The 20,116-nt window shown below is 62.0% G+C and carries 20 protein-coding genes; 8 read left to right on the top strand and 12 right to left on the bottom strand.

All coding sequences use genetic code 11. The annotated features are described in order from the left end of the window. Nucleotides 1-55: 55 nt before the first annotated feature. Nucleotides 56-1,648, bottom strand: coding sequence for a nitric oxide reductase transcriptional regulator NorR (gene norR, locus P0D73_RS21155; RefSeq protein WP_408177765.1), 1,593 nt, complete (start codon nt 1,646-1,648; stop codon nt 56-58). Nucleotides 1,649-1,760: 112 nt separating this feature from the next. Between norR and hmpA the strand changes: the two genes are divergently transcribed. Further along, nucleotides 1,761-2,942 carry an NO-inducible flavohemoprotein gene (gene hmpA / locus P0D73_RS21150; protein ID WP_408177764.1) on the top strand — a complete coding sequence of 394 codons (1,182 nt, stop codon included), beginning with the start codon at nt 1,761-1,763 and terminating at the stop codon, nt 2,940-2,942. Nucleotides 2,943-3,026: 84 nt separating this feature from the next. Here hmpA and P0D73_RS21145 read toward each other — a convergent pair whose 3' ends face one another. The 4 genes from P0D73_RS21145 to P0D73_RS21130 all read right to left on the bottom strand — a co-directional run bounded on the left by P0D73_RS21145 (nt 3,027) and on the right by P0D73_RS21130 (nt 6,027). Further along, nucleotides 3,027-3,314 (bottom strand): hypothetical protein, encoded by a 288-nt coding sequence (locus P0D73_RS21145; RefSeq protein ID WP_132381713.1) that lies wholly within the window; start codon nt 3,312-3,314, stop codon nt 3,027-3,029. Between the two features lie 488 nt (nt 3,315-3,802). Then, nucleotides 3,803-4,327: a phasin family protein gene (locus P0D73_RS21140; protein WP_408432747.1), complete on the bottom strand. Its 525-nt coding sequence runs from the start codon at nt 4,325-4,327 to the stop codon at nt 3,803-3,805. A gap of 447 nt (nt 4,328-4,774) precedes the next feature. Beyond that, the gene (locus P0D73_RS21135) at nt 4,775-5,293 is read right to left on the bottom strand and encodes a cupin domain-containing protein (RefSeq protein ID WP_408177762.1); all 519 of its coding nucleotides are present in this window, start codon (nt 5,291-5,293) and stop codon (nt 4,775-4,777) included. Continuing rightward, nucleotides 5,290-6,027, bottom strand: coding sequence for an NAD-dependent epimerase/dehydratase family protein (locus P0D73_RS21130; protein ID WP_408177761.1), 738 nt, complete (start codon nt 6,025-6,027; stop codon nt 5,290-5,292). The genes P0D73_RS21135 and P0D73_RS21130 overlap by 4 nt, the downstream gene beginning before the upstream one ends. Before the next feature lie 136 nt (nt 6,028-6,163). On the opposite strand from P0D73_RS21130, the gene pdxR reads away from it, so the two are divergent. After that, on the top strand, nt 6,164-7,699 hold the full coding sequence (pdxR, locus tag P0D73_RS21125; RefSeq protein WP_408177760.1) for a MocR-like pyridoxine biosynthesis transcription factor PdxR: 1,536 nt from the start codon (nt 6,164-6,166) through the stop codon (nt 7,697-7,699). Between the two features lie 40 nt (nt 7,700-7,739). Here the strand turns inward: pdxR and P0D73_RS21120 are convergent, their stop codons facing one another. Beyond that, a complete protein-coding gene (locus P0D73_RS21120; RefSeq protein WP_132383226.1) occupies nt 7,740-8,336 on the bottom strand; it encodes a TetR/AcrR family transcriptional regulator in 597 nt (198 codons plus the stop codon). Between the two features lie 302 nt (nt 8,337-8,638). Between P0D73_RS21120 and P0D73_RS21115 the strand changes: the two genes are divergently transcribed. The 4 genes from P0D73_RS21115 (at nt 8,639) to P0D73_RS21100 (ending at nt 12,006) form a co-directional block, all read left to right on the top strand. Further along, complete coding sequence (locus P0D73_RS21115; RefSeq protein WP_408177759.1) at nt 8,639-9,301, top strand: DUF3313 domain-containing protein; 663 nt, start codon at nt 8,639-8,641, stop codon at nt 9,299-9,301. Between the two features lie 136 nt (nt 9,302-9,437). Then, complete coding sequence (locus tag P0D73_RS21110; RefSeq protein ID WP_408177758.1) at nt 9,438-9,659, top strand: hypothetical protein; 222 nt, start codon at nt 9,438-9,440, stop codon at nt 9,657-9,659. A gap of 227 nt (nt 9,660-9,886) precedes the next feature. Then, complete coding sequence (locus P0D73_RS21105; protein WP_408177757.1) at nt 9,887-11,446, top strand: PqiB family protein; 1,560 nt, start codon at nt 9,887-9,889, stop codon at nt 11,444-11,446. Between the two features lie 77 nt (nt 11,447-11,523). Beyond that, complete coding sequence (locus P0D73_RS21100) at nt 11,524-12,006, top strand: low affinity iron permease family protein (protein WP_408177756.1); 483 nt, start codon at nt 11,524-11,526, stop codon at nt 12,004-12,006. Between the two features lie 30 nt (nt 12,007-12,036). Here the strand turns inward: P0D73_RS21100 and P0D73_RS21095 are convergent, their stop codons facing one another. From P0D73_RS21095 to P0D73_RS21085, 3 genes are all read right to left on the bottom strand, one after another. Beyond that, nucleotides 12,037-13,068 (bottom strand): alpha/beta hydrolase, encoded by a 1,032-nt coding sequence (locus P0D73_RS21095; RefSeq protein WP_408177755.1) that lies wholly within the window; start codon nt 13,066-13,068, stop codon nt 12,037-12,039. A 17-nt stretch (nt 13,069-13,085) separates the two neighbouring features. Next, nucleotides 13,086-14,603, bottom strand: a complete 1,518-nt coding sequence (locus tag P0D73_RS21090; RefSeq protein WP_408177754.1) for a M81 family metallopeptidase — start codon at nt 14,601-14,603, stop codon at nt 13,086-13,088. Between the two features lie 103 nt (nt 14,604-14,706). Continuing rightward, complete coding sequence (locus tag P0D73_RS21085; protein ID WP_408177753.1) at nt 14,707-15,996, bottom strand: MFS transporter; 1,290 nt, start codon at nt 15,994-15,996, stop codon at nt 14,707-14,709. Nucleotides 15,997-16,137: 141 nt separating this feature from the next. Here P0D73_RS21085 and P0D73_RS21080 point away from each other — a divergent pair, with 141 nt between their 5' ends. Next, nucleotides 16,138-17,100 carry a LysR family transcriptional regulator gene (locus P0D73_RS21080; protein WP_408177752.1) on the top strand — a complete coding sequence of 321 codons (963 nt, stop codon included), beginning with the start codon at nt 16,138-16,140 and terminating at the stop codon, nt 17,098-17,100. Nucleotides 17,101-17,218: 118 nt separating this feature from the next. Here the strand turns inward: P0D73_RS21080 and P0D73_RS21075 are convergent, their stop codons facing one another. From P0D73_RS21075 to P0D73_RS21065, 3 genes are all read right to left on the bottom strand, one after another. Then, nucleotides 17,219-18,250 carry an alpha/beta fold hydrolase gene (locus P0D73_RS21075; protein ID WP_408177751.1) on the bottom strand — a complete coding sequence of 344 codons (1,032 nt, stop codon included), beginning with the start codon at nt 18,248-18,250 and terminating at the stop codon, nt 17,219-17,221. Nucleotides 18,251-18,376: 126 nt separating this feature from the next. After that, complete coding sequence (locus tag P0D73_RS21070) at nt 18,377-18,691, bottom strand: DUF4148 domain-containing protein (RefSeq protein ID WP_408177750.1); 315 nt, start codon at nt 18,689-18,691, stop codon at nt 18,377-18,379. Between the two features lie 250 nt (nt 18,692-18,941). Beyond that, a complete protein-coding gene (locus P0D73_RS21065) occupies nt 18,942-19,112 on the bottom strand; it encodes a LuxR C-terminal-related transcriptional regulator (RefSeq protein ID WP_408432769.1) in 171 nt (56 codons plus the stop codon). Between the two features lie 228 nt (nt 19,113-19,340). On the opposite strand from P0D73_RS21065, the gene P0D73_RS21060 reads away from it, so the two are divergent. After that, a complete protein-coding gene (locus P0D73_RS21060; protein WP_408177895.1) occupies nt 19,341-20,054 on the top strand; it encodes a hypothetical protein in 714 nt (237 codons plus the stop codon). The last annotated feature ends 62 nt before the right edge of the window (nt 20,055-20,116 follow it).

Here is a 20,116-nt window from a genome sequence, read left to right as displayed (position 1 = left end):
TGCCGCGCGACGCGCTGCCATCTTGCAGCGGTTGCGCGGCGAATTGCGTTGCCGGTCATTTGAGGCCAAGCCGTTTGGCCAACCGGTTCAGATTCGCCCGATCAAGACCGAGCTCGCGCGCGACGGCCGCCCAATTCTGGTTGTGGCGAGACAACGCGTCGAGAACGGTGGTTCGCTCGAACTCAGTGACCGCACTGCGAAAATCCTTCGTTCCGCTTTCAGTTGTTTCGCCTGGCGTCTGACTTGTGTCTTCAGCCGGTGCGGCCGATAGCGCGAAGTCGGCAGCCGTCAACGTCAGGATCCGACGGCGCTCGCGATTCGCAGCCAGTGCCTTGAGCGCGCTTCGGCCGATCAGGTGTTCAAGTTCACGCACGTTCCCCGGCCACGGATAACGCAGCAGCATGGCTTGCGCATCCGCCGCGAGACGCAGGCTCAGCAGGCCGAGCCGCGAGCGATTCTCTTCGAGGAAAAACCCCGCCAGCAGCAACACATCGCGGCCACGTTCGCGCAACGGCGGCACGCGTAACGGATAGACGCTGAGCCGATGATAGAAGTCCGCGCGGAACCGCCCCGTGCGGACCTCTTCAGCCAGATCGCGATTCGTTGCGGCGATCAGCCGCACGTCGACCTTGTGTTCGTGGTCCGAGCCGATGCGCTGCAACTGGCCGTTCTGCAAAACCCGCAAAAGTTTGGCCTGCACGAGAAGCGGCAACTCGCCCACTTCATCGAGAAAAATCGTGCCGCCGTCCGCCAGTTCGAATTTGCCGCGCCGGTCCGACGACGCGCCGGAGAACGCGCCCCGCACATGCCCGAACAGCTCGCTCTCGACGAGCGTGTCCGGCAGCGCGGCGCAGTTCAGGCTGATCAGCGGCTTATTCGCCCGCGACGAGAGCGCGTGAATCGCATTGGCCACGAGTTCCTTGCCGACACCGGTCTCACCAGTGATCAGCACGGTCAGATCGCTGCCGGCGACGACCTCGATTTCCTTCATCAGATGCGTGTGCGCGTCGCTGCTGCCGACCATCTCGCGCCGGCTCTGGCTGCTCGCCTGCCGGTAGGCCTCCGCGCGCCGCCGCTCCTCTTCGGTGCTGCGCGCGAGCGTATCGATTCGCTCGACGACGCTCACCGTGGCGGCGGCCAGGCCCAGAAACGCCCGCAGCGACGCCATGTCGATGCTGTCGAAGCGCGCCGGGTCCAGCGCATCGAGCGTGAGCAAACCCCACGGCCGGCCGCGCACGAACAGCGGACAGCCGAGGCAATCGTGGACTTCGAGATGACCAGCCACGCCTTGTACGAGGCCGTCGTAGGGATCGGGCAGATCGGAGTCTGCGGCGAAGCGGGTCGGCTCCGGCCGCGACAGAAGCTGCTCGAAGCGCGGGTGGTCGCCGACACGAAAGCGCCGCCCAAGCGTATCGCTGCTCAATCCGTCGATGGCGAGCGGCACCAGCGTGTCGCCCTCCAGACGCAACAGAGCGGCCGCGTCGCCGGGAAACAGCGCGCGCAGGCTGCTGAGCAGACGGCGGTAACGCTCGCGGTCGGACAGCTCACGCGAGAGGTCGAGGATCAGCGGCGTCAGGACGTCGAGGAGCGCTTCCGCAGTCAGATTGACTCCATCAGGAGTCTTTTCGACTAAGGTCGAATTGACCATCATTAATTTCAGATCGTTGATTTATTTGCATTTTATACCTGGCACGAAACATGGATAGACAAGCACGTCAGTCGAAGCCCGACTGGATATCCACCAACAACCAGGACTTCCTATGCTTTCCGCCGAACACCGCGCCATCGTCAAAGCCACCGTTCCTCTTCTCGAAAGCGGAGGCGAGGCGCTGACCACGCACTTCTACGACATGCTGATCAGCGAACATCCGGAAGTGCGTCCCATGTTCAACCTCGCCAACCAGGCGAGCGGCGCGCAGCAGCGTGCGCTGGCCAACGGCGTGCTGATGTACGCACGTCACATCGATCAACTCGAACAACTTGGCGGGCTGGTCTCGCAGATCATCAACAAGCACGTCGCGCTGAATATCCTGCCGGAGCATTATCCGATTGTCGGGCAGTGCCTGCTCAAATCCATCCGCGAAGTGCTCGGCGCCGAAATCGCAACCGATGCGGTCATTGAAGCTTGGGCCGCCGCCTATCAGCAACTCGCCGATCTGTTGAGCGGCCTTGAAGAGAAAATGTACGCCGAGCGGGAAGCGGAGCCGGGCGGCTGGCGCGGCACGCGGCTCTTTCGTGTCGCCCGTAAAGTGCGGGAAAGCGACGAGATCACGTCGTTCTATCTGCGCCCCGACGACAACGGCGAGCTGCTCGCGTTTCATCCGGGGCAATACATCGGCGTGCGGCTCGTTATCGACGGCGAGGAAGTGCGCCGTAATTACTCGCTCTCGGCCATGTCGAACGGCCGCGAATACCGTATCAGCGTGAAGCGCGAACCGAATGGCAAGGTGTCGAACCATCTGCATACGCAGGTCAATGAAAACGACGCGGTGGAACTGTTCGCACCGGCTGGCGACTTCAAGCTCGAAGACAGCGACAAGCCGTTGGTGCTGATCAGCGGCGGCGTGGGCATCACGCCTACGCTGGCGATGCTGCAAGCCGCGCTGAAGACCGACCGCCCTGTGCACTTCATTCACTCGGCGCGTCACGGCGGCGTGCATGCGTTTCGCGACTTGATCGACCAGTTGGCCGCGCGGCATCCGAAATTGAAGCGTTTCTACTGCTATGAGCAGCGCCGCGCGGAAGATGCCGACGCGCACGGCATCGGCTATCTCGACGAAACGCGCCTCGACGCGTGGCTGCCCAAGACGCGCGACGTCGATGTCTATTTCCTCGGACCGATCGCGTTCATGAAGGCCATCAAGAAGCACCTGAAAACGATCGGCGTGCCGGAGTCACAAAGCCGTTATGAATTTTTTGGTCCGGCTTCCGCACTGGAATAAAGACGCGGGTCGCGGTCGACGTGCAAATAGCCGGAGCCGGCTATTTGCATGCAACTGTCGGTCGCGTTGCAGTCACTTACGCCTTCAGCAAAGCGTTGCGCTCGTCACCCAGGACATGCTCTTGAAGCGCGCGATCATGGCATCCACCAACTCGCGTTGCGCTTGAGCCAGCGCGATCGTGACTTCTTCAAACCCGCTGCCGGGAGGCGTCGTCACAGCGACGGTCTCGACGTTGCGGGAGAAGGGAAATAGCACCTGCCAGATTGCGGCAATGCGCATACCGTGAAGCGCCGCGCGCACCACGAGTCGATGACGGCCCGAGGTTTGCGACGACAGCACCTGCAAACCGCTCTCAGAAGATTCACTGGTCATGTCGTACCCTTTTATATTGACTGAGCCGCGTTGCTCGCGGCCTTCAGATGTTTATTCGATTCTGCCGCCTTATTAAGGCATCTTGATGATCCCGCTCAAGCGCCTGAGCAAGGCGTCAGCATGCTCCCGATCGACCTTTGAAATCTCGCGCTGATTCAGTATCGTCTCGATGCGCTGACGCCAATAATCCGGCTCATTGACTACCGACGTGCACGCCATCGAATCACCTTTTGAAAGCAATCTCTCCAGCGTTGTGACTATCGTTTCAATGTGCGAGAGATCGTTCTTATAAGAAGCGTGACTTCCCATTACATTCCCGGCTGACTTTTTTTAAGCGCCTTCGGATCGCCCTTCGAACGAGTTGGCAAGCAATGCGATACCCATTTCGTTTCCGAATCGACCGATCCGTCCTGCTTGGAGGAAAGCGAAACAACAGCCCTGGAGCGTTTGCTCCAGGCTGCGTGAGCATTGCTGTTGGCCGAATTGCCTTATTTGGCCCGCGCCGAGTCAGGTGCCGTCAACTGACTGGCCTGCGCCAAGGCAATGGCTTGCGCGGTGGCTTTGCGCATCGCGTCGTAGGCAGCGCCCGCACTGGAAACCGCCGACTTGAACGCGGTGACCGCGAGTTCGGAGCCTGTGGGCGCATTGCGCGCGAAGTCGTCGAAAACCGTCTGCATTTTCGTGTTGGACTGTGCAAACCGGTCTTCGAAAATCTTCAGAAATTCGGCCTGTGCGGCGTTAGTGATTTCAAGCACATGACTGTTATAAGACAGTACTTTCTGCGCGACGGGTTGCGCGTTGCTGGCCTGATGAATAAACAGTTCGACCGGCGTCTTACCCGACACCGCCATCTGCCATGCCTGTTCGCTCTCCGCGAACGTGGCCTTGGCCGCCTGCAGGTTCAACTTAGCCAGCTCTTCAAAATACTGGAATGTTTGCTGCGCCAACGAAAACGCGACAGCGACATTGGCACTTTGGATGGAGACGAATTGCTCTGGCGTCGAAAAATACACTCTGCACTCCTTCTTTAAACGATCACATTGCTCAGACAAGAGGTATGCGAAACCAGTCGAGACGCACGCAGGTTGTCGACTCGTCGGCTTGCACCAACCAGCTTGAATCGTTCTGCGATGCAGCATTAGATGAAACATTCTAACTTTGTTAAATCTGCATCTGGCGCACTCTTTTGTAAGTAATTACCCTCGGTGACAGTACGGTTTTGACTGAATAAAGGCTCGGCTCTGATCGTCGAAAGATCAGTGGAATATTCGCGATTTCGGCGTACACGCCGATCTATGGGACACAGCATGGGAAGCACTGTCCGTAAGCGCGCTACGGAGTGCATGAGCAGATGTGCGATAGGCGGTCAAATGCATGTGTATGCGACCGTCTATCGCTTAGAGAAAGGACAGAAATGTGATGTGGATTTACAACCAATCGGCAGTGAGAGACCGCCGGACTTAGTCCGGCGGCAATACCAGCGGACCGCAATTGGTATCAGCGATGAATGTCGCCAGTATCTTCGCCGGATGCACCGCATCAGGATTCTCGGCGAATAGATGGAGCGCGCGCGGCGGCTCGAACCAGGTCTGTGCAACCGCGTAGTCGACGGGCGGCCCACCTTGCAGTTGCGAGCGGATCGTCCCTTCCAGCACGACCGCCGTCACTGAACCAGGGTGACGATGCGCGGGCGTAAAGCCGAGCGGCGGAAAGTCGACGATGGCCGTCGTCACCGACTTGCCCGGCACGTTGGGCAGCGCTTCGCACGACAGCACTTTCACGGTCGATGCAGGCCGGCTCGCTGCGCCGGTATGCGTCGATGCGTTGGACATCGATGGATCGACGCCGCAGATGCCAGCGAACCAGTCGATGGCCGAACGAGGCGCCGACGGGCCGAGCGCCAGCATCGTCGTCGTGGCCAGCGCGAGCATGGCGGGCTTGCGCGCGAGACGCGGCAGAGTCAGCGTCAGCGGATTCATACGCGCGCCGCCGATCGCATATCCGGCGACCAATCCAACTGACGGCGCGCCTTCGCGCTGGTCACTTCGGCTACGTCTTGCGCGACGTTGTACACGCCCGCGTTGCCCCGCTGAAGCGCAAGCAGGGCCGCATAGGCCGCCGCTTCGACATGCAACGGACTTGAACCCGCCGGGGCGTCGGCGCCTGTGCCGGGTCCGTAAATCTGTCCATAGCGAAGCACCGTGCCGTTCAGCGACGCCGCTTCCAGCACGTGCCGCTCGAGCGCCGCGACGCCACGCACGCTCGTGCCGCGCGCGCCCTGCGCATCGACGTCGAGCGGGCAGCTTTCGTCGTAAGGCGTCGTTCCCGGCCGGTACGCCCATGCAATGCTTTGCGCAATCATCTTGCTGCTGGCCGCCGCGATCGCCGCGGCCACCAGGTTGCGCGTACCCTCGTCGCGTATCCGCGCGTTGGCCGTCACCGCCTGAGCCATTCGAGCAGGGTCGAGCCCGGGCGGCAAATCGGTCAATTGATGAATCACGCTGACCGGCGCGATACGCACAAGCGCGTCACGCAGCGCGGCCGCATCGAATACATCGACGATGACCGGCACCACGCCCGCGTCCTCAAGTTCTCTCGCGCGGTCCGCGCGCCGCGTGCCGCCGAACACCGTATAGCCGGCGTCGATCAGCAGCGGCGCAAGCGCGCTTCCAATGGCGCCCGTTATGCCGGCGACGAACACCTTGTGTGCCATTTCCTTTCTCCCATCAGTCATTACGCGAAAGTCGGCGACATGCCGCGTTTCCAATGACCCCAGCATAAGGCTGTGAATGGTCATCAAAAAGGTCCATTATTCGGAAACTGATTGAGCCAATTTGACGAGGAAGAGCGTGCGGCGAGCCGAACAGATTGAACTTGCGCTAGCGCCCAGGCCGGAAGGCGTGCTGCTTCATCGCTGGCTCTATGACGAGTTGCGCAAGGCGATCTTATCGGGGACGTTGCCGCCGGGCGCGCGCCTGCCTTCCACGCGCGATCTCGCAACACGATTTCGACTGTCGCGCGGAACGGTGCTGGGCGTTTTCGCGCAACTCGACGCGGAAGGGTATCTGTCGGGCGCCGTGGGACGCGGCAGTTTTGTTGCGGCTGAACTGCCCGACCGGCGCATCGATAGCGGCGAGCGGACGTCGCCCAGAAAGCGCGATGGCCGGCCGCTTGCCCGCGAGCGTCATCATGACGGCGATAGCGGCACGCAGCCGCCAGTTGTCGAGCTATCGGCGCGTGGCCGTTTGCTCGCGCGGAGCGCGTTTCAACTCAGCGGCCGCACGCGCCCTGCGCGCGCGTTTCGCGCCAGCCAGCCCGATCTCGATGCGTTTCCATTCGAATTGTGGGCGCGGCTCTCGGCCAACCGGGTGCGTCGCGCGCAGCGGGATCTGCTCCGCGATGGCGAGGCGCAAGGGTATCGGCCGCTGCGCGAAGTGATCGCCGCTTATGTCGGTCCGTCGCGCGGTATTCGATGTTCGGCGGACAACGTCGTCGTGTTGGGCAGCGTTCAGCAGGCAATCGATTTGACCGCGCGCCTCCTGCTCGATCCGGGGGACAGCGCGTGGACGGAAGACCCAGGTTACCCCGGCGCCCGTTTCGTACTCGAAGCGGCGGGCGCCCGGGTGATCGGCGTGCCGGTCGACGCGGCCGGCGTCGATGTGTCATGGGCCCGTCTGCACGCCGCAACAGCGCGTCTGGCTTTTGTCACCGCCGGGCGCCAGGCGCCGCTGGGTCCGCCGCTCGCGCTCGAACGGCGTCTATCGTTGCTCGAGTGGGCACGGGATCGAGGCGCCGTCATCATCGAAGACGACTACGACAGCGAGTACCGTTTCGAAGGCCACCCGCTTGCCGCGATGAAGAGCCTCGACGACCACGGACACGTGATCTACTGCGGCACCTTCAGCAAGCTGCTGTTTCCCGCTTTGAGGACGGCGTATGCGATTCTGCCCGACCGGTTGGTCGAGCCATTCGTGGCCGCGCTGTCCTCGACGGCGCGGCATGTTCCAACCGATCAACAATCCGTGTTGCACGACTTCATCGCCGACGGTCATTTCGGCCGGCACATACGACGCATGCGCATGCTCTATGGCGAGCGGGCCGAGGCGCTGACGTCGGCGGTCGAGCGGCATCTCTCGGGCTTGCTCGCGCTTGCGCCGATCGTGGCGGGACTCGATGCGCCCGCCTTTCTGCCCAGAGGCGCGGACGACGCCGACGCGGCGCGGCGTGCGGCACGCGAAGGCATCGAGACGCGCCCGCTATCGCTGTACGCGATCGACCATCCCGCGCCGCCGGGGCTCGTGCTCGGTTTTGCGTCGATCGGTGTCGAGGAAATAGAGTCGGGGGTGATCGCTCTTGCTCGAGCGTTGACGCGCCGTTCGCGATGAACCAGCGCGGCTCGCAGAGCAGATTGACGCGCCGCGCGGCTCAGCCCGCGGACCGTTTGCGACGTTTTGTCTGCGAGTGCTGACCTTGCCAGCTCGCTTCATCGAGAAGACGATCGAACAGCCGGTTGCGGGCCGAATCGTCCAGCGGCGACAGTCCCAGCAGAGAGTGAAACGCGAGACCGCTGGCGGCGAAGTAGCGCAACAGCGACAGATCGAGGTCGGTCGCTTCGTCCTGCAAGGCCTTCATTTTCTCGGCGTCGGACGTCTTCATTTCGTCGAGCAAGTTGGGGTTCTCGACCAGCGCGGCGAGAACGGCTCGTGCCACGGAATTCGGCTGATTGATGGACTCCCGATAAATCGCAATCTGCGCCGCGAGGTTGGGCTCCGCTTTGGACGCGCCCTCTTTCGCCATATAGTCGCGCGCGATCTGCTCGAACTGCTGCTTCTGATGCTCCAGCAACGCGCACAGTACCCCCTGCTTGGTGCGAAACTGATGCAGCAGTCCACCCTTGCTGATGCCGCTTTCACGCGACAACGAATCGAACGTCAGTCCACCGACGCCTTCGCGGGTCAGGATGGTAAGAGCGGCATCGATTGCCTTCTTGCGGGAAATCTCCGAACGGGTCTGGTTATCCATTGTCGATAGTGATGACGTCGCCACGCTGGCCGTGCCGGCCCGGTGCTGCCGCGTCGTGATGGTATTGGGCAAGTGATTCGGCGCGGTGAATCAGTGTCGGCGAGCAGTCGCGCCATCCGTCGGCACAAGCAGCGCTCGCTCTGAGGGTTGGAATTGTACCGCTCAAGCCACCCAACAAACAAACCGGATAGACGGTTTACATTCAATAAAGACGGTGCTACTGTTCGGCCTCATCGGTTCTCGCCTGAACTGCACGCCGCCCGGCATTCACCGGCACTCAATTGCCCATCAAGGAACATGCAATGTTCACGAACAAACTCGTCCCGCTTCTTTTCGCCGGCACAGCGGTACTGGCCCTCGCGGCCTGCGCGGGTGTGCAACCCGTCGCGTATACGGGCATCGCGTCCTCGCCGCAGTTGAAGCAGAACCGCGACGACGATGCGGGCAAAGTGCCCTACAAGTACGCGGCGACCGTGGTCTGGGCGCGCTACACGCAGGTGGTGCTGGACCCCGTGGCCGTCTATCAGGGCAGTGACAACCAGTTCGGCGAATTAAAGGCCGCCGACAGGGCCGCGCTTGCCGACTACATGCAAAGGACGTTCTCGGAAAAACTGGCGAAACGGTTCGACGTGGCAACGCAGCCTGGCCCCAACACCTTGCGGATCAAGCTGACCTTGACCGGCGCCGAAAGCACGACGTTGCTGGTCGGGCAGTTCATGCATTTCGACCTTGCGGGCAATCTCTACAACGGCGTGCAGTCGATCCGCGGCGGTCAGGGGGCATTCAGCGGCTCGGTGTCCTACGCCGTGGAAGTCTATGACGGCGCGAGCGGCCAACTGCTGAAGGCCTACGTGTCGAAGCAATATCCGAACGCCATGAATCTGCCGGCCGCTTTCGGTTCCCTGGGCGCTGCGAAGACGGGACTCGACAAGGGTGCGGATGCGCTGGTGGCGCAGCTTCATTGACCGGTCCGCTTTCGCTGTCCATCGCTTTGCGCGCTGCGCGGAGTTGACGCGCGGCGCGCAAGCGCCACGGTGCATCGGCCACGGCAAGCCGACGCAACGACAAGGCCGCTGTTCCGGACTATTCCGAGGTACGCGTATGCGCGCATTCGCTGACATGGTCGTCACACTCGCCCCTCCGCCTTTGATGGTCGCCGTCGTGTTCTTTGTGGCGTATCTGCTGGTGGGGATTCCGGTTCAATTCACGCGTGGCCCGGCCGCGAGAGATGCGTTCGGCACCCTGGCCGGCGTCTTCGCCGCGCTCGTCTACATCACACTGGCCATGAGTTTCTATCCGGATGTTCACGCTGCTCCTCGCTAACCCGGCAGGTCTCTCCAGAAGGTTCAGACACCATGCGCTCGCGGCATCCACGTAGTCCGCGTACGCGAGACCAGCGCGATGCTTCCGGCCCGCAAGCATCGACCTCGGGCAGCGGCACGCGAGCCAGGTCGATCCGCGCAGGCATCAGGCGCAGCATCAAGCGAACGCTGCGCTATCTTTGCCGGTTGGCGAAAGACATGGGCGACGTCGTCCGCGGAAAGCTGTAAATGCGTCTTCGCCCACGACTCGCCGTCATCTGGCTCGCGCCGCTTGCCGCCGCATTGATCTGTCTCGCGCTTCTCGCGCCCTGGCTCGAACGATCGGGGTCCGAAGTCACCGTCAGCTTCGCCACAGCCGAAGGACTCGAAGCCGGCAAAACCCGCGTGCGCTATAAGGACGTCGAAATAGGCAGATTGACGGACCTGCGGCTCTCGCACGACCGCACACGCGTGCTCGCCGTCGTGGAACTCGACACGTTCGCCGAACGGTTTGCACTGTGCGGCACGCGCTTCTGGGTGGTTCGTCCGCGCGTCGGCACCGCCGGTATCTCCGGGCTGACGACATTTATCTCCGGTCCGTACATCGCGGTGGAGGTTGGACGTGCGTCCACGATATGCCAGCAGTTTGCCGGTCTGGAAACGCCGCCGTCCGTGACCAGCGAGCAGAACGGCGGGCGGTTCGTTCTGCACGCTTCTTCCCTCGAATCGCTCAATGTGGGCTCGCCAGTCTATTTCCGGCGTGTGCAGGTGGGGCAAGTCCTCAACTATGCGTTGGCTCGCGGTGGCTCCGCCGTCGATGTCGATGTATTCGTGAAAGCGCCTTACGACCGCTATGTCACATCAGGCACGCGATGGTGGCACGCAAGCGGCATCGACCTGCGATTCGATTCGAGCGGCTTGACGCTGGACACCCAATCCGTTGCCACGTTGCTTTCCGGAGGCGTCGTATTCGATTTGCCCGAATCACAGACGCCCGAACCTCGCGCCGCCGACGGCGCCGCGTTCGCTCTAGCCGCGAACAGAACCGAGGCGATGCGTCGTGCCGACGACGGACCCGCCGCGTCGGTGCGCATGAGGTTCAACGGGAGCGTGCGCGGGCTCTCAGTCGGCGCGCCGGTCGACTTCGACGGTGTCGAACTGGGCGAAGTGACCGCCATCGATCTTGACTTCACGCCGGCGCGCAATCGCTTCGACATGGTGGTGACGCTCAACCTCTACCCCTATCGTCTCGGACGACGCTACAGGGAGGCACTCGGAGAAGGCTCCGGCGCGGCGGCCAAAGCGCTTCTGCATCAACTGGTCGCCCAGGGCTTGCGCGGGCAGTTGCGTATGGGCAGCGTGCTGACCGGCCAGCGCTATGTGGCGCTGGACTTCTTCCCGAACGTACCCGCTGTCAGCATCGACACACGTCGCATGCCGGTCGAACTGCCGACCGTGCCCAATACCGTCGAGGAACTTCAGGACCAACTCGCCAACATCGTGAAGAGGCTCGACCACGTCCCCTTCGACGAGATCGGCTTCAATCTGAACCAGGCGCTCGTGAACGCCAATTCCCTGTTCCAGCGAATCGACACGGAACTGGTGCCGCAGGCGCACACGACGTTGGCGGCTGCCGAGCGCTCGTTCAATGCCGCAAACGCCACGCTGCAGCAGGACTCGCCGATGCACACCGATATTCGCCAGGCGTTGACCGAGTTGCGCCGCACCCTTGCCGCGCTGAAGGCGCTGTCGGACTATCTGGAACAGCATCCTGAATCGATTGTGTGGGGTAAATCGGCGGACCACTGAGGTGCTTCGACGCTTGCTCATGGGCCGAGGCGGCGTCTGTGCGATGATGCCTTACGTCGACCCGACTCGCGGAGATCATGATGAGCGGCAAATGGTTTTCGAAGTTCTCAAGCTTCCTTTCCACGATGACCGGCAGGCCGGTCACCTTTGTTCTGGCCGTCGTCATGGTGATCGTCTGGGCCCTCACCGGCCCGCTCTTTCACTACAGCGATACGTGGCAACTCGTGATCAACACGTCGACCACGATTGTCACGTTCCTGATGGTCTTCCTGATCCAGAACACCCAGAACCGCGATACGGCCGCGATGCAGATCAAGCTCGACGAGTTGATCCGCGCACTGGAAGGGGCTCACAACGCGCTGCTCGATCTTGAAGAGCTCGAGGAAAAGGACTTGACCCGCTTCCGCAAACACTACGAAAAGCTGGCTGAAGAAGCGCGCACTGCGCTGCGCGCCGGCGGCAGCGACACCGATTCGCCCTTCGTCGACAATCGCGATGACGGTGACGAAGACCGGCGCAGCGGTAAGGGTCGCGATGGCAAAACGGGAGCGGCGGTGTAACGCGACTAGCCAATGCGTTCGCAAGTATTGCTAGAAACGTGCGACGTCGATCACGGCATCGGCAAACGCTTTCGGCGCTTCCTGCGGCAGGTTATGTCCGACACCGCCGCCGATATTCCGGTGCGCGTACTTGCCGGTGAACTTCTTCGCGTACGCCGCCGGTTCAGGATGCGGCGCGCCGTTCGCGTCGCCTTCCATCGTGATGGTCGGTACCGAAATCGTCGGCGCCGCTGCCAGACGCTTCTCCAGATCGTCGTACTGCGCCTCGCCCTTGACCAGCCCCAGTCGCCAGCGATAGTTGTGAATCACCACCGCAACATGATCCGGGTTATTGAACGCTTGCGCCGAACGCTCGTAGGTCGCATCGTCGAAATTCCATTTCGGCGATGCCGTGTGCCAGATCAGCTTGTTGAAGTCGTGGCGGTTCGCGTCATAACCCGCATAGCCGCGCTCCGTCGCGAAGTAGAACTGATACCACCAGGCCAGCTCCGCTTTCGGCGGCAACGGCGTGCGGTTCGCCTCCTGGCTGCCGATCAGATAGCCGCTCACCGACACCATCGCCTTGCATCGTTCCGGCCACAGCGCGGCGATGATATTCACCGTACGCGCACCCCAGTCGAAGCCGCCGAAAATCGCCTTGTCGATCTTCAATGCGTCCATCAACGCAATGATGTCGACGGCCACCACAGCCTGCTGGCCGTTGCGCGGCGTATCAGCGGACAGGAAGCGCGTCGTGCCATAGCCACGCAGATACGGCGCAATGACCCGGTAGCCGGCCGCCGCGAGCAACGGCATGACTTCGGCAAAGGCATAGATATCGTACGGCCAGCCGTGCAGCAGGATCACAACCGGTGCGTTTTGCGGACCCGCTTCGGCGTAGCCAATGCTGAGCGTGCCGGCATTGATCTGCTTCAGGTTGTCGAACGAGGCGACACGGGCTCCCGCCTTCGTGCTGTTGGATTGCGCGTTGGCAAGCCCGCTCAGTCCCAGTTCCATCAGGCTCAGGCCCGCAACCGTCGTTCCGAGCAGACGACGGCGCCGAATATTGATCTGGTCAGACATGGTGACTCCCTTAAAAGTTAAGCGCTCGCGAGCCGTGCCGGATCGCTCTCACTGAAAGACGGCCCCAACGGCCGCAACCGGATTGCCGGATCGAGACGCGTCCACGGTAGGTCGACGGGATCGGCAGCCATCGGTCCCGGCGCTTTCGCGACGAGAATCGCCTCGGCGATAGCCTCGAAATCCGCACGAAAATGCACCGAACTCTTGTTCACCAGAATCTTCATCTGCTCGGGTTCGATGCCCGCCACGCGGAACAGGTTGCGATCGAACACCTGCATCTTGACGGAGCTCACCGCGATCCTGACGCCTTCGATCCGCAAACAGGCGACCGGCCCCAACTCGCCTTGCATGCCGTTGAGCATCGGGCCATCGAAACGGAAGCGTCCGTCCGACACGTGTTCGACTTCGAACACGCCTTCCAGCGGCGCATCGCCCTGCACACCGGAACGGCCGCCCAGCGCGAGTGAAATGCGCGCGCCCACACCCGCGCGATGCGCCACTGCCGCCGCCTGGGCATCCCAGATCACGCCCACCGCCGCGTCGGTAGCGCCATTGCGCAACAACGCGCGCACCATCCCCATCGTGTTCGAATCGCCGCCCACGCCCGGGTTGTCCTGCGTGTCCGCGATGATGACCGGTTTGGCCGCCGTCCTGCTCACCCGGATTGCTTCGAGCGCCGCTTCGTCGGGCGTCAGGAAGGGTACATCCCAACGCGCTTCTTCGCCGGCGATCTTCGCGAACAGTGCGTCCGCTGCATGTTCTGCCGCAGCTTCGTCGAATGCATAAACCCAGATCGTCGGGCCGCACTCGGGAAAATCGGCCGCCGGAAAGCCCGGCGCAAACGACACGGTCACGACAGGCCGCTCTTCGAGATCCTCCAGCAACCGGTACATCCCGCGTGCGGGCTCGACCAGCGTGCACATGCCATTCACGGGAATCAGGAACGGCACGCGACGCACCGCCCGATGCAACGGGCGCCCCTCCCGCATCAGATCTTCGAGAAGCCGCGCCGCACGCTCGCCGGTTTCAGCCATGTCCACATGCGGATAGGTTCGATACGCCACGAGCGCACTCGCGTGTTCGAACATGCGAGCGGTCACGTTGGCATGCAGATCCAGCGAAACGACCACCGGCATCCGATCGCCGACGATCCGCCGCACACGTTCGAGAAGTTCGCCCTCGCCGTCGTCGTGTTGCTCGGTCACCATCGCACCGTGCAGGTCGAGATAGATCGCGTCGAAGCCGCCTGCCTCGACAGCGGCGATGATCTCGCCGCCGATCCGCTCGAATGCATCCGTCGTGACGTGTGCCGATGCGCTGGCGCCCGCCCAGATCACCGGCTTCAGTTCGTGCCCATTCGCTTCCATGACCTTGATGAATCCGCCAATCGGCACATTGACGTCGCGAAGCCCGAACACGTCGTTACCGCGGACCATGGGCGGAAAGCCCTCGCCCTGAACGAAGCTCGAATAAGACGCCCTGGTGGGCGCAAAAGTATTGGTTTCATGCTGGAAACCGGCGATCAGGATTTTCATGTGTTTCACCTTTTCTCAAACGATCTCGCGAACCATCGGCGAGATGATATGGATGCCTATCTTTTTGATTTCGAAGGACTTCGGAAAGTAGACTCGACAGTCCTCAGTCCTGCTTGAGCGTCAGCTTGCCCGTCAATATCAGAATCGCGGCCAATGCGGCAGCGCCAGCCATGACGAAGAGCCCGGTATGCACGCTGCCCGTCGATGCTTTGGCCCAACCGACTACAGCGGGACCCCAGAATCCGCCGGACAGTCCTACGGTATTGATTAGCGCGATGCCGCCCGCCGCCGCCGTTCCCTCGACCAGTTGGGACGGAATGGCCCAAAAAACCGTATAGGCCATCCAGAGGCAAGCCGTTCCCAGCGTCAATGCCACGAGTGTGAGCATCACACTCCCGTCGGCAAAGACGGCCGCGACGAGGCACAGCGCAGCGCCAAGCGCCGGAATCGCGCAGTGGAAGCGGCGCTCGCCTACCCGGTCCGAACTGCGGCCCGCGAGGTACATGCAGACGGCGGCCGCGACATAGGGAATCGCGGTGTACCAGCCGAGGCGGATCGTGTCGCTCACGCCCTGATCTTTGAGCAGCGTCGGCAACCAGAAGCTGATCGCATAGATCGGAAAGATGATGCTGAAGTAAGCGAGCGCGAGCACATAGACTCTCGGGCTCTTCAGCACGGCCTTGAACGAGTCAGCGCGATGCTCGGTCGGCGCGGTTTCGCGTCCCAGCAGCAACTTTTCCTCATCGTTCAGCCAGCGCGCCTGCTCGGGCCGGTCGGACAACACGCGCAGCGTCAGGAGGCCGAGTGCGATGCAAGGCAGGCCCTCCACGAGAAACATCCACTGCCAGCCGGCCAGGCCGCCGACGCCGGACAGACTCGTCATGAGCCACGCCGATACAGGCCCGCCGACAATCCCGCCAAGCGGCCCGGCGACGAACACGAGCGCAATGGCGCGTGCCATCCGCGCGGGCCCGTACCAGCACGACAGGTAATAGATCATGCCCGGCGCGAAACCCGCCTCGAACACGCCGAGGAGAAATCGCATGGCATAAAAGGCCGGCACGTTGCGCACGAACAGCATGCAGGCCGACGTGATGCCCCACAGCACGAGAATGCGGCTGAACGTGCGCCGCGCGCCGACTCTCGGCAGCATGAGATTGCTCGGCAATTCGAACAGCACGTAGCCGATGAAGAAGATGCCCGCGCCCACTCCGTATGCAGCGTCCGAAAAACCCAGGTCGGTCTGCATCTGCAGCTTGGCGAAGCCGACATTGACCCGGTCCAGATACGCAAACATGTAGCAGGTCACGAGAAACGGCAGAAGCCGCCAGTTGAGCTTGCTGTACAGCGCTGAGGCAGGATCGCCGGCGGCCGATGGATGGATTGCTGACATGCGTGTCTCCCGGTTTTGCGTCCGTGGGCCCGTCGTGCGGGTTAAGTTGATGGTGGCAGGGCAAAACCCCACTAGCAAGAGCAACTAAGTTCACATATCGTTGCTCTGTAGACAACGACAATTGGGCGCTGGAGCGATCAAATGCGAGAAATCAATCAGCAGCGTCTTCGGTATTTCCACGAAGTGCTGACCCACGGCACCATCCGCGGCGCCGCCGACCACATCAATACGTCGCCGTCGGTCATCACGCGGCAGATCAAGTTGCTCGAAGACGAGTTGGGCACCGTGCTGTTCGAACGCCAGGCGCGCGGGGTCAGGCCGACGGAAGCCGCGGCGCATCTGCTCGAGTTCTGGCAGGGCTACCGGTCGCAGCAGGAAAAACTCGAGGACCAGTTGCACGCGTTGCGGGGGCTTCAGAAGGGACGCATCCAGTTGTCCATCAGCGAAGGTTTCGTCGACACGCTCGTCGACGACGTGCTGGCGCCGTTTTGCACGCGCTATCCGCACCTGGACATCAGCATGACGACGCAGGCGGTAGACGCACTGCTGGAGGACGTCGCGGAAAGCCGGGCACATATCGGGCTGGCGTACAATCCGCCGCCCCATCCGCGTATCGAATATCGAGCCAGTTCGCATCAGCCCGTCGTGCTGCTGCTGAGAAAAGACCATCCGCTCGTCAAACGGAAAGGGCCGGCGGGTGTCGATGATCTGCGCGCCTACCCGCTCGCGCTGATGCCTTCCACGTTCGGCATCGGCCATGTCGTTTCGATGTTGGAGTTGGCGGAGAACGTGGTGATCCGCCCGACGTTGACGACGAACTCGCTGAGCGCGTTGAAGCGTTTCGTGACGGCGGAAAACTTTGTGACGCTCATCGGCGAGTTCGCTGCATACCGTGAGCTCGCCAGCGGCGAACTGACCACCGTCCCGATTGCGCATCCCTTGTTTGAAAGTGCGCAGGCCAGAGTGCTGGTCAAAACCGGCCGGCCGCTTGCAGCGGGGCCGCTCGAACTGCTCAAGTGGATTCAGGAACGCATGCCGATGTTCTCTACGCCCAAAGCGAAAGAAAGCCCACGGCGAAAGGCTAGTGGGCGGCGGAACGGTTAGCGGTACATGGCGTGCGCTAGTGGCCGAAGAGTCGGCCGCGCGATATGCGCGATATGCAAACGGGCCGCAGCGATCTTGTCTGTCGTTGCGGCCCGTCTTCGTGAACGCGCAAGTAATGCTAGAAACGTGCGACGTCGATCACGGCATCGGCAAACGCTTTCGGCGCTTCCTGCGGCAGGTTATGTCCGACACCGCCGCCGATATTCCGGTGCGCGTACTTGCCGGTGAACTTCTTCGCGTACGCCGCCGGTTCAGGATGCGGCGCGCCGTTCGCGTCGCCTTCCATCGTGATGGTCGGCACGGAGATCGTCGGCGCCGCTGCCAGACGCTTCTCCAGATCGTCGTACTGCGCCTCGCCCTTGACCAGCCCCAGTCGCCAGCGATAGTTGTGAATCACCACCGCAACATGATCCGGGTTATTGAACGCTTGCGCCGAACGCTCGTAGGTCGCATCGTCGAAATTCCATTTCGGCGATGCGGTGTGCCAGATCAGCTTGTTGAAGTCGTGGCGGTTCGCGTCGTAGCCTGCATAGCCGCGCTCCGTCGCGAAGTAGAACTGATACCACCAGGCCAGCTCCGCCTTCGGCGGCAACGGCGTGCGGTTCGCCTCCTGGCTGCCGATCAGATAGCCGCTCACCGACACCATCGCCTTGCATCGTTCCGGCCACAGCGCGGCGATGATATTCACCGTACGCGCACCCCAGTCGAAGCCGCCGAAAATCGCCTTGTCGATCTTCAATGCGTCCATCAACGCAATGATGTCGACGGCCACCACAGCCTGTTGCCCGTTGCGCGGCGTATCAGCGGACAGGAAGCGCGTCGTGCCATAGCCGCGCAGATACGGCGCGATGACCCGGTAGCCGGCCGCCGCGAGCAACGGCATGACTTCGGCAAAGGCATAGATATCGTACGGCCAGCCGTGCAGCAGGATCACAACCGGTCCGTTCTGCGGACCCGCTTCGGCGTAGCCGATGCTGAGCGTGCCGGCATTGATCTGCTTCAGGTTGTCGAACGAGGCGACGCTAGATCCCGCCTTCGTGCTGTTGGATTGCGCGTTGGCAAGCCCGCTCAGTCCCAGTTCCATCAGGCTCAGGCCCGCAACCGTCGTTCCGAGCAGACGACGGCGCCGGGTGTTGATCTGGTCAGACATGGCTAATTCTCCTTATGCACGACAGCGCTGAGTTGAACGGTGCGCCCGCAGGACACACCGTATGCAGAGTCAAAACATCGCGAGGCGTGGCTGGCAAGAACCCGCGTCATCGAAGCTGACCTTCCGTTATGGCTTGGCGTAGATCGCGCCGAGACCGATCACGTCAGTGTCCGACGCACGCGAGCCCGATGCCGAGCTGCCAGCCGTCGCCGGGCCGTATGACGATGCCGACAGGCCATTTTGTGCGCTCACGCGAGCTTCGGCAGCCTGGATATTCCTGGGATACTGCGTTTCATCGCTCGCGGGGTTATAACCGGCCTTCTCCAACTGAGCGAGTTCCGCGCGGACCTCTGCCCGCGTAAGCGGCTGGTTCGATTGCGCGAACGACAGGGCCGGCAGAGCGACAGCAGCAGCGACGATAAGCGATTGAATGACTTTCATGACTTTCACCTCGAGAAAATGTCTTCTACGCAAACGCCCGTTTGCGTTTTCGGTTAGCAAGGCCAGTTCGGCTGGCTTGGAACCATTAGACCCCGTGGACGTATCTGGCTTATGTCGGCAATGCCCGTTGGTGAAACGTTATGTACCCTGCCACGGCGCAGATACATTGCGATACAAAGAAGCAGGGCGACGCAAAGTCGCTCGCCTTCTTGAGATTGCCGAGCCGAATCGGGCCGGTTCAACTTGCCTCTCACTCTTCGCCCATGATGAGCAGAAAGAGTGTTGCCGGGGAGGAAATAGTCAGTTTCCAGTAGAGATTGCGCCGGTGAACCTTGGCAGTGGCGGGTGACACATCCAGTTGCCTCGCCATGTTGCGCCGCTCACTGCCCATCGACACCGACAGCGTCGGCGCGGCGATCACCAATCAGGTTTGTTGTTACCCGAACGCTAATGCCGCCGCGCGTGCTTATATGAAGCCGGCCATCCTCGACGATGAAGCGGTCTATCCTCGCGGTGAGAAGATGCATTCGCTCACTCCGTCATTGCCTTTGCCGACCGAAATCCTTCGCCTGCAAAACAGGGTGTGGACACAGCTCAAAGCGGGACGGTAACTTACAATGCTGCAGATGAGCCCTCATCCACAGCATCGATGCGAGACGTACTGACTTCCTATTTCTGGAGTGGCGACGCCATTCGCAGTCGAAACGTGAGTGACATCGTGCTGTCAGGCACGCTCGACGTGCCTGCGCCCCCGGCTCGAGTGCTCGCGGATTGGGACAGGGAGACGTCGTCGCGCATGGTCCTCGAACCCGGTGACGTCGAGGTCATGCCGTTGGCGCGAACGCAGGTGCGCTGGCCGGACTACCCACGCTGCGTGCGGGCAATATCCGAGTGGACGAGCGCGATCGGCCTGCCCGCAGTGCTTGCGGCCAGTGACATAGCCCTCATGGCCTGCCGCGGCGCAAGGTATCACCATGACGGCGCGCAATACGGCGGTGCGGCTTTTTGCAATCTGTTCCTCAGCGAGGACAAGGGGCTGGATGTGCATTTCCCCGGTACAGGTCATCGCATTCCTCTGACTCGCGGAACGGCGTTGATATTCGACACCGGCCAGCCGCATGGTGTGATCCGGCGCGGCAGCAGCGGCTTTAATGCGGCCGACTTCGCGCCGGATCAGGATTGCACGCAAATATTCCTGACGTGGGAGCTTCCGATCGAAGATGTTCACGTTGCGCGCGCGCTTAACGTTGTCTTCGACATCGCCCCTTCGACCCTGTTGCAAGCGGACGAAGAGCAGGTCTGCGTGAATGGTGAACCGGCCATCGTGTGCCCGGAGTCCGGTCGTTGGCGTCGGGTTGAATGATCGTCGGCGTTTGCGGCGGGTTGGTGTAACTGAGCCTTGCCTCCCACAGGCAACGGCCTCAA

This window comes from Paraburkholderia sp. RL18-101-BIB-B (assembly GCF_046026985.1).
In the GTDB taxonomy this organism is placed as follows: domain Bacteria; phylum Pseudomonadota; class Gammaproteobacteria; order Burkholderiales; family Burkholderiaceae; genus Paraburkholderia.
This window is presented reverse-complemented; position numbering and strand designations above follow the sequence as displayed.

Bases quoted from the DNA above. Each gene is read 5' to 3' on its own strand.
- norR (WP_408177765.1), bottom strand. From the start codon at position 1,648: ATGGTCAATTCGACCTTAGTCGAAAAGACTCCTGATGGAGTCAATCTG.
- hmpA (WP_408177764.1), top strand. From the start codon at position 1,761: ATGCTTTCCGCCGAACACCGCGCCATCGTCAAAGCCACCGTTCCTCTT.
- P0D73_RS21145 (WP_132381713.1), bottom strand. From the start codon at position 3,314: ATGACCAGTGAATCTTCTGAGAGCGGTTTGCAGGTGCTGTCGTCGCAA.
- P0D73_RS21135 (WP_408177762.1), bottom strand. From the start codon at position 5,293: ATGAATCCGCTGACGCTGACTCTGCCGCGTCTCGCGCGCAAGCCCGCC.
- P0D73_RS21130 (WP_408177761.1), bottom strand. From the start codon at position 6,027: ATGGCACACAAGGTGTTCGTCGCCGGCATAACGGGCGCCATTGGAAGC.
- P0D73_RS21120 (WP_132383226.1), bottom strand. From the start codon at position 8,336: ATGGATAACCAGACCCGTTCGGAGATTTCCCGCAAGAAGGCAATCGAT.
- P0D73_RS21115 (WP_408177759.1), top strand. From the start codon at position 8,639: ATGTTCACGAACAAACTCGTCCCGCTTCTTTTCGCCGGCACAGCGGTA.
- P0D73_RS21110 (WP_408177758.1), top strand. From the start codon at position 9,438: ATGCGCGCATTCGCTGACATGGTCGTCACACTCGCCCCTCCGCCTTTG.
- P0D73_RS21105 (WP_408177757.1), top strand. From the start codon at position 9,887: ATGCGTCTTCGCCCACGACTCGCCGTCATCTGGCTCGCGCCGCTTGCC.
- P0D73_RS21100 (WP_408177756.1), top strand. From the start codon at position 11,524: ATGATGAGCGGCAAATGGTTTTCGAAGTTCTCAAGCTTCCTTTCCACG.
- P0D73_RS21095 (WP_408177755.1), bottom strand. From the start codon at position 13,068: ATGTCTGACCAGATCAATATTCGGCGCCGTCGTCTGCTCGGAACGACG.
- P0D73_RS21090 (WP_408177754.1), bottom strand. From the start codon at position 14,603: ATGAAAATCCTGATCGCCGGTTTCCAGCATGAAACCAATACTTTTGCG.
- P0D73_RS21085 (WP_408177753.1), bottom strand. From the start codon at position 15,996: ATGTCAGCAATCCATCCATCGGCCGCCGGCGATCCTGCCTCAGCGCTG.
- P0D73_RS21080 (WP_408177752.1), top strand. From the start codon at position 16,138: ATGCGAGAAATCAATCAGCAGCGTCTTCGGTATTTCCACGAAGTGCTG.
- P0D73_RS21075 (WP_408177751.1), bottom strand. From the start codon at position 18,250: ATGTCTGACCAGATCAACACCCGGCGCCGTCGTCTGCTCGGAACGACG.
- P0D73_RS21070 (WP_408177750.1), bottom strand. From the start codon at position 18,691: ATGAAAGTCATTCAATCGCTTATCGTCGCTGCTGCTGTCGCTCTGCCG.
- P0D73_RS21060 (WP_408177895.1), top strand. From the start codon at position 19,341: ATGCGAGACGTACTGACTTCCTATTTCTGGAGTGGCGACGCCATTCGC.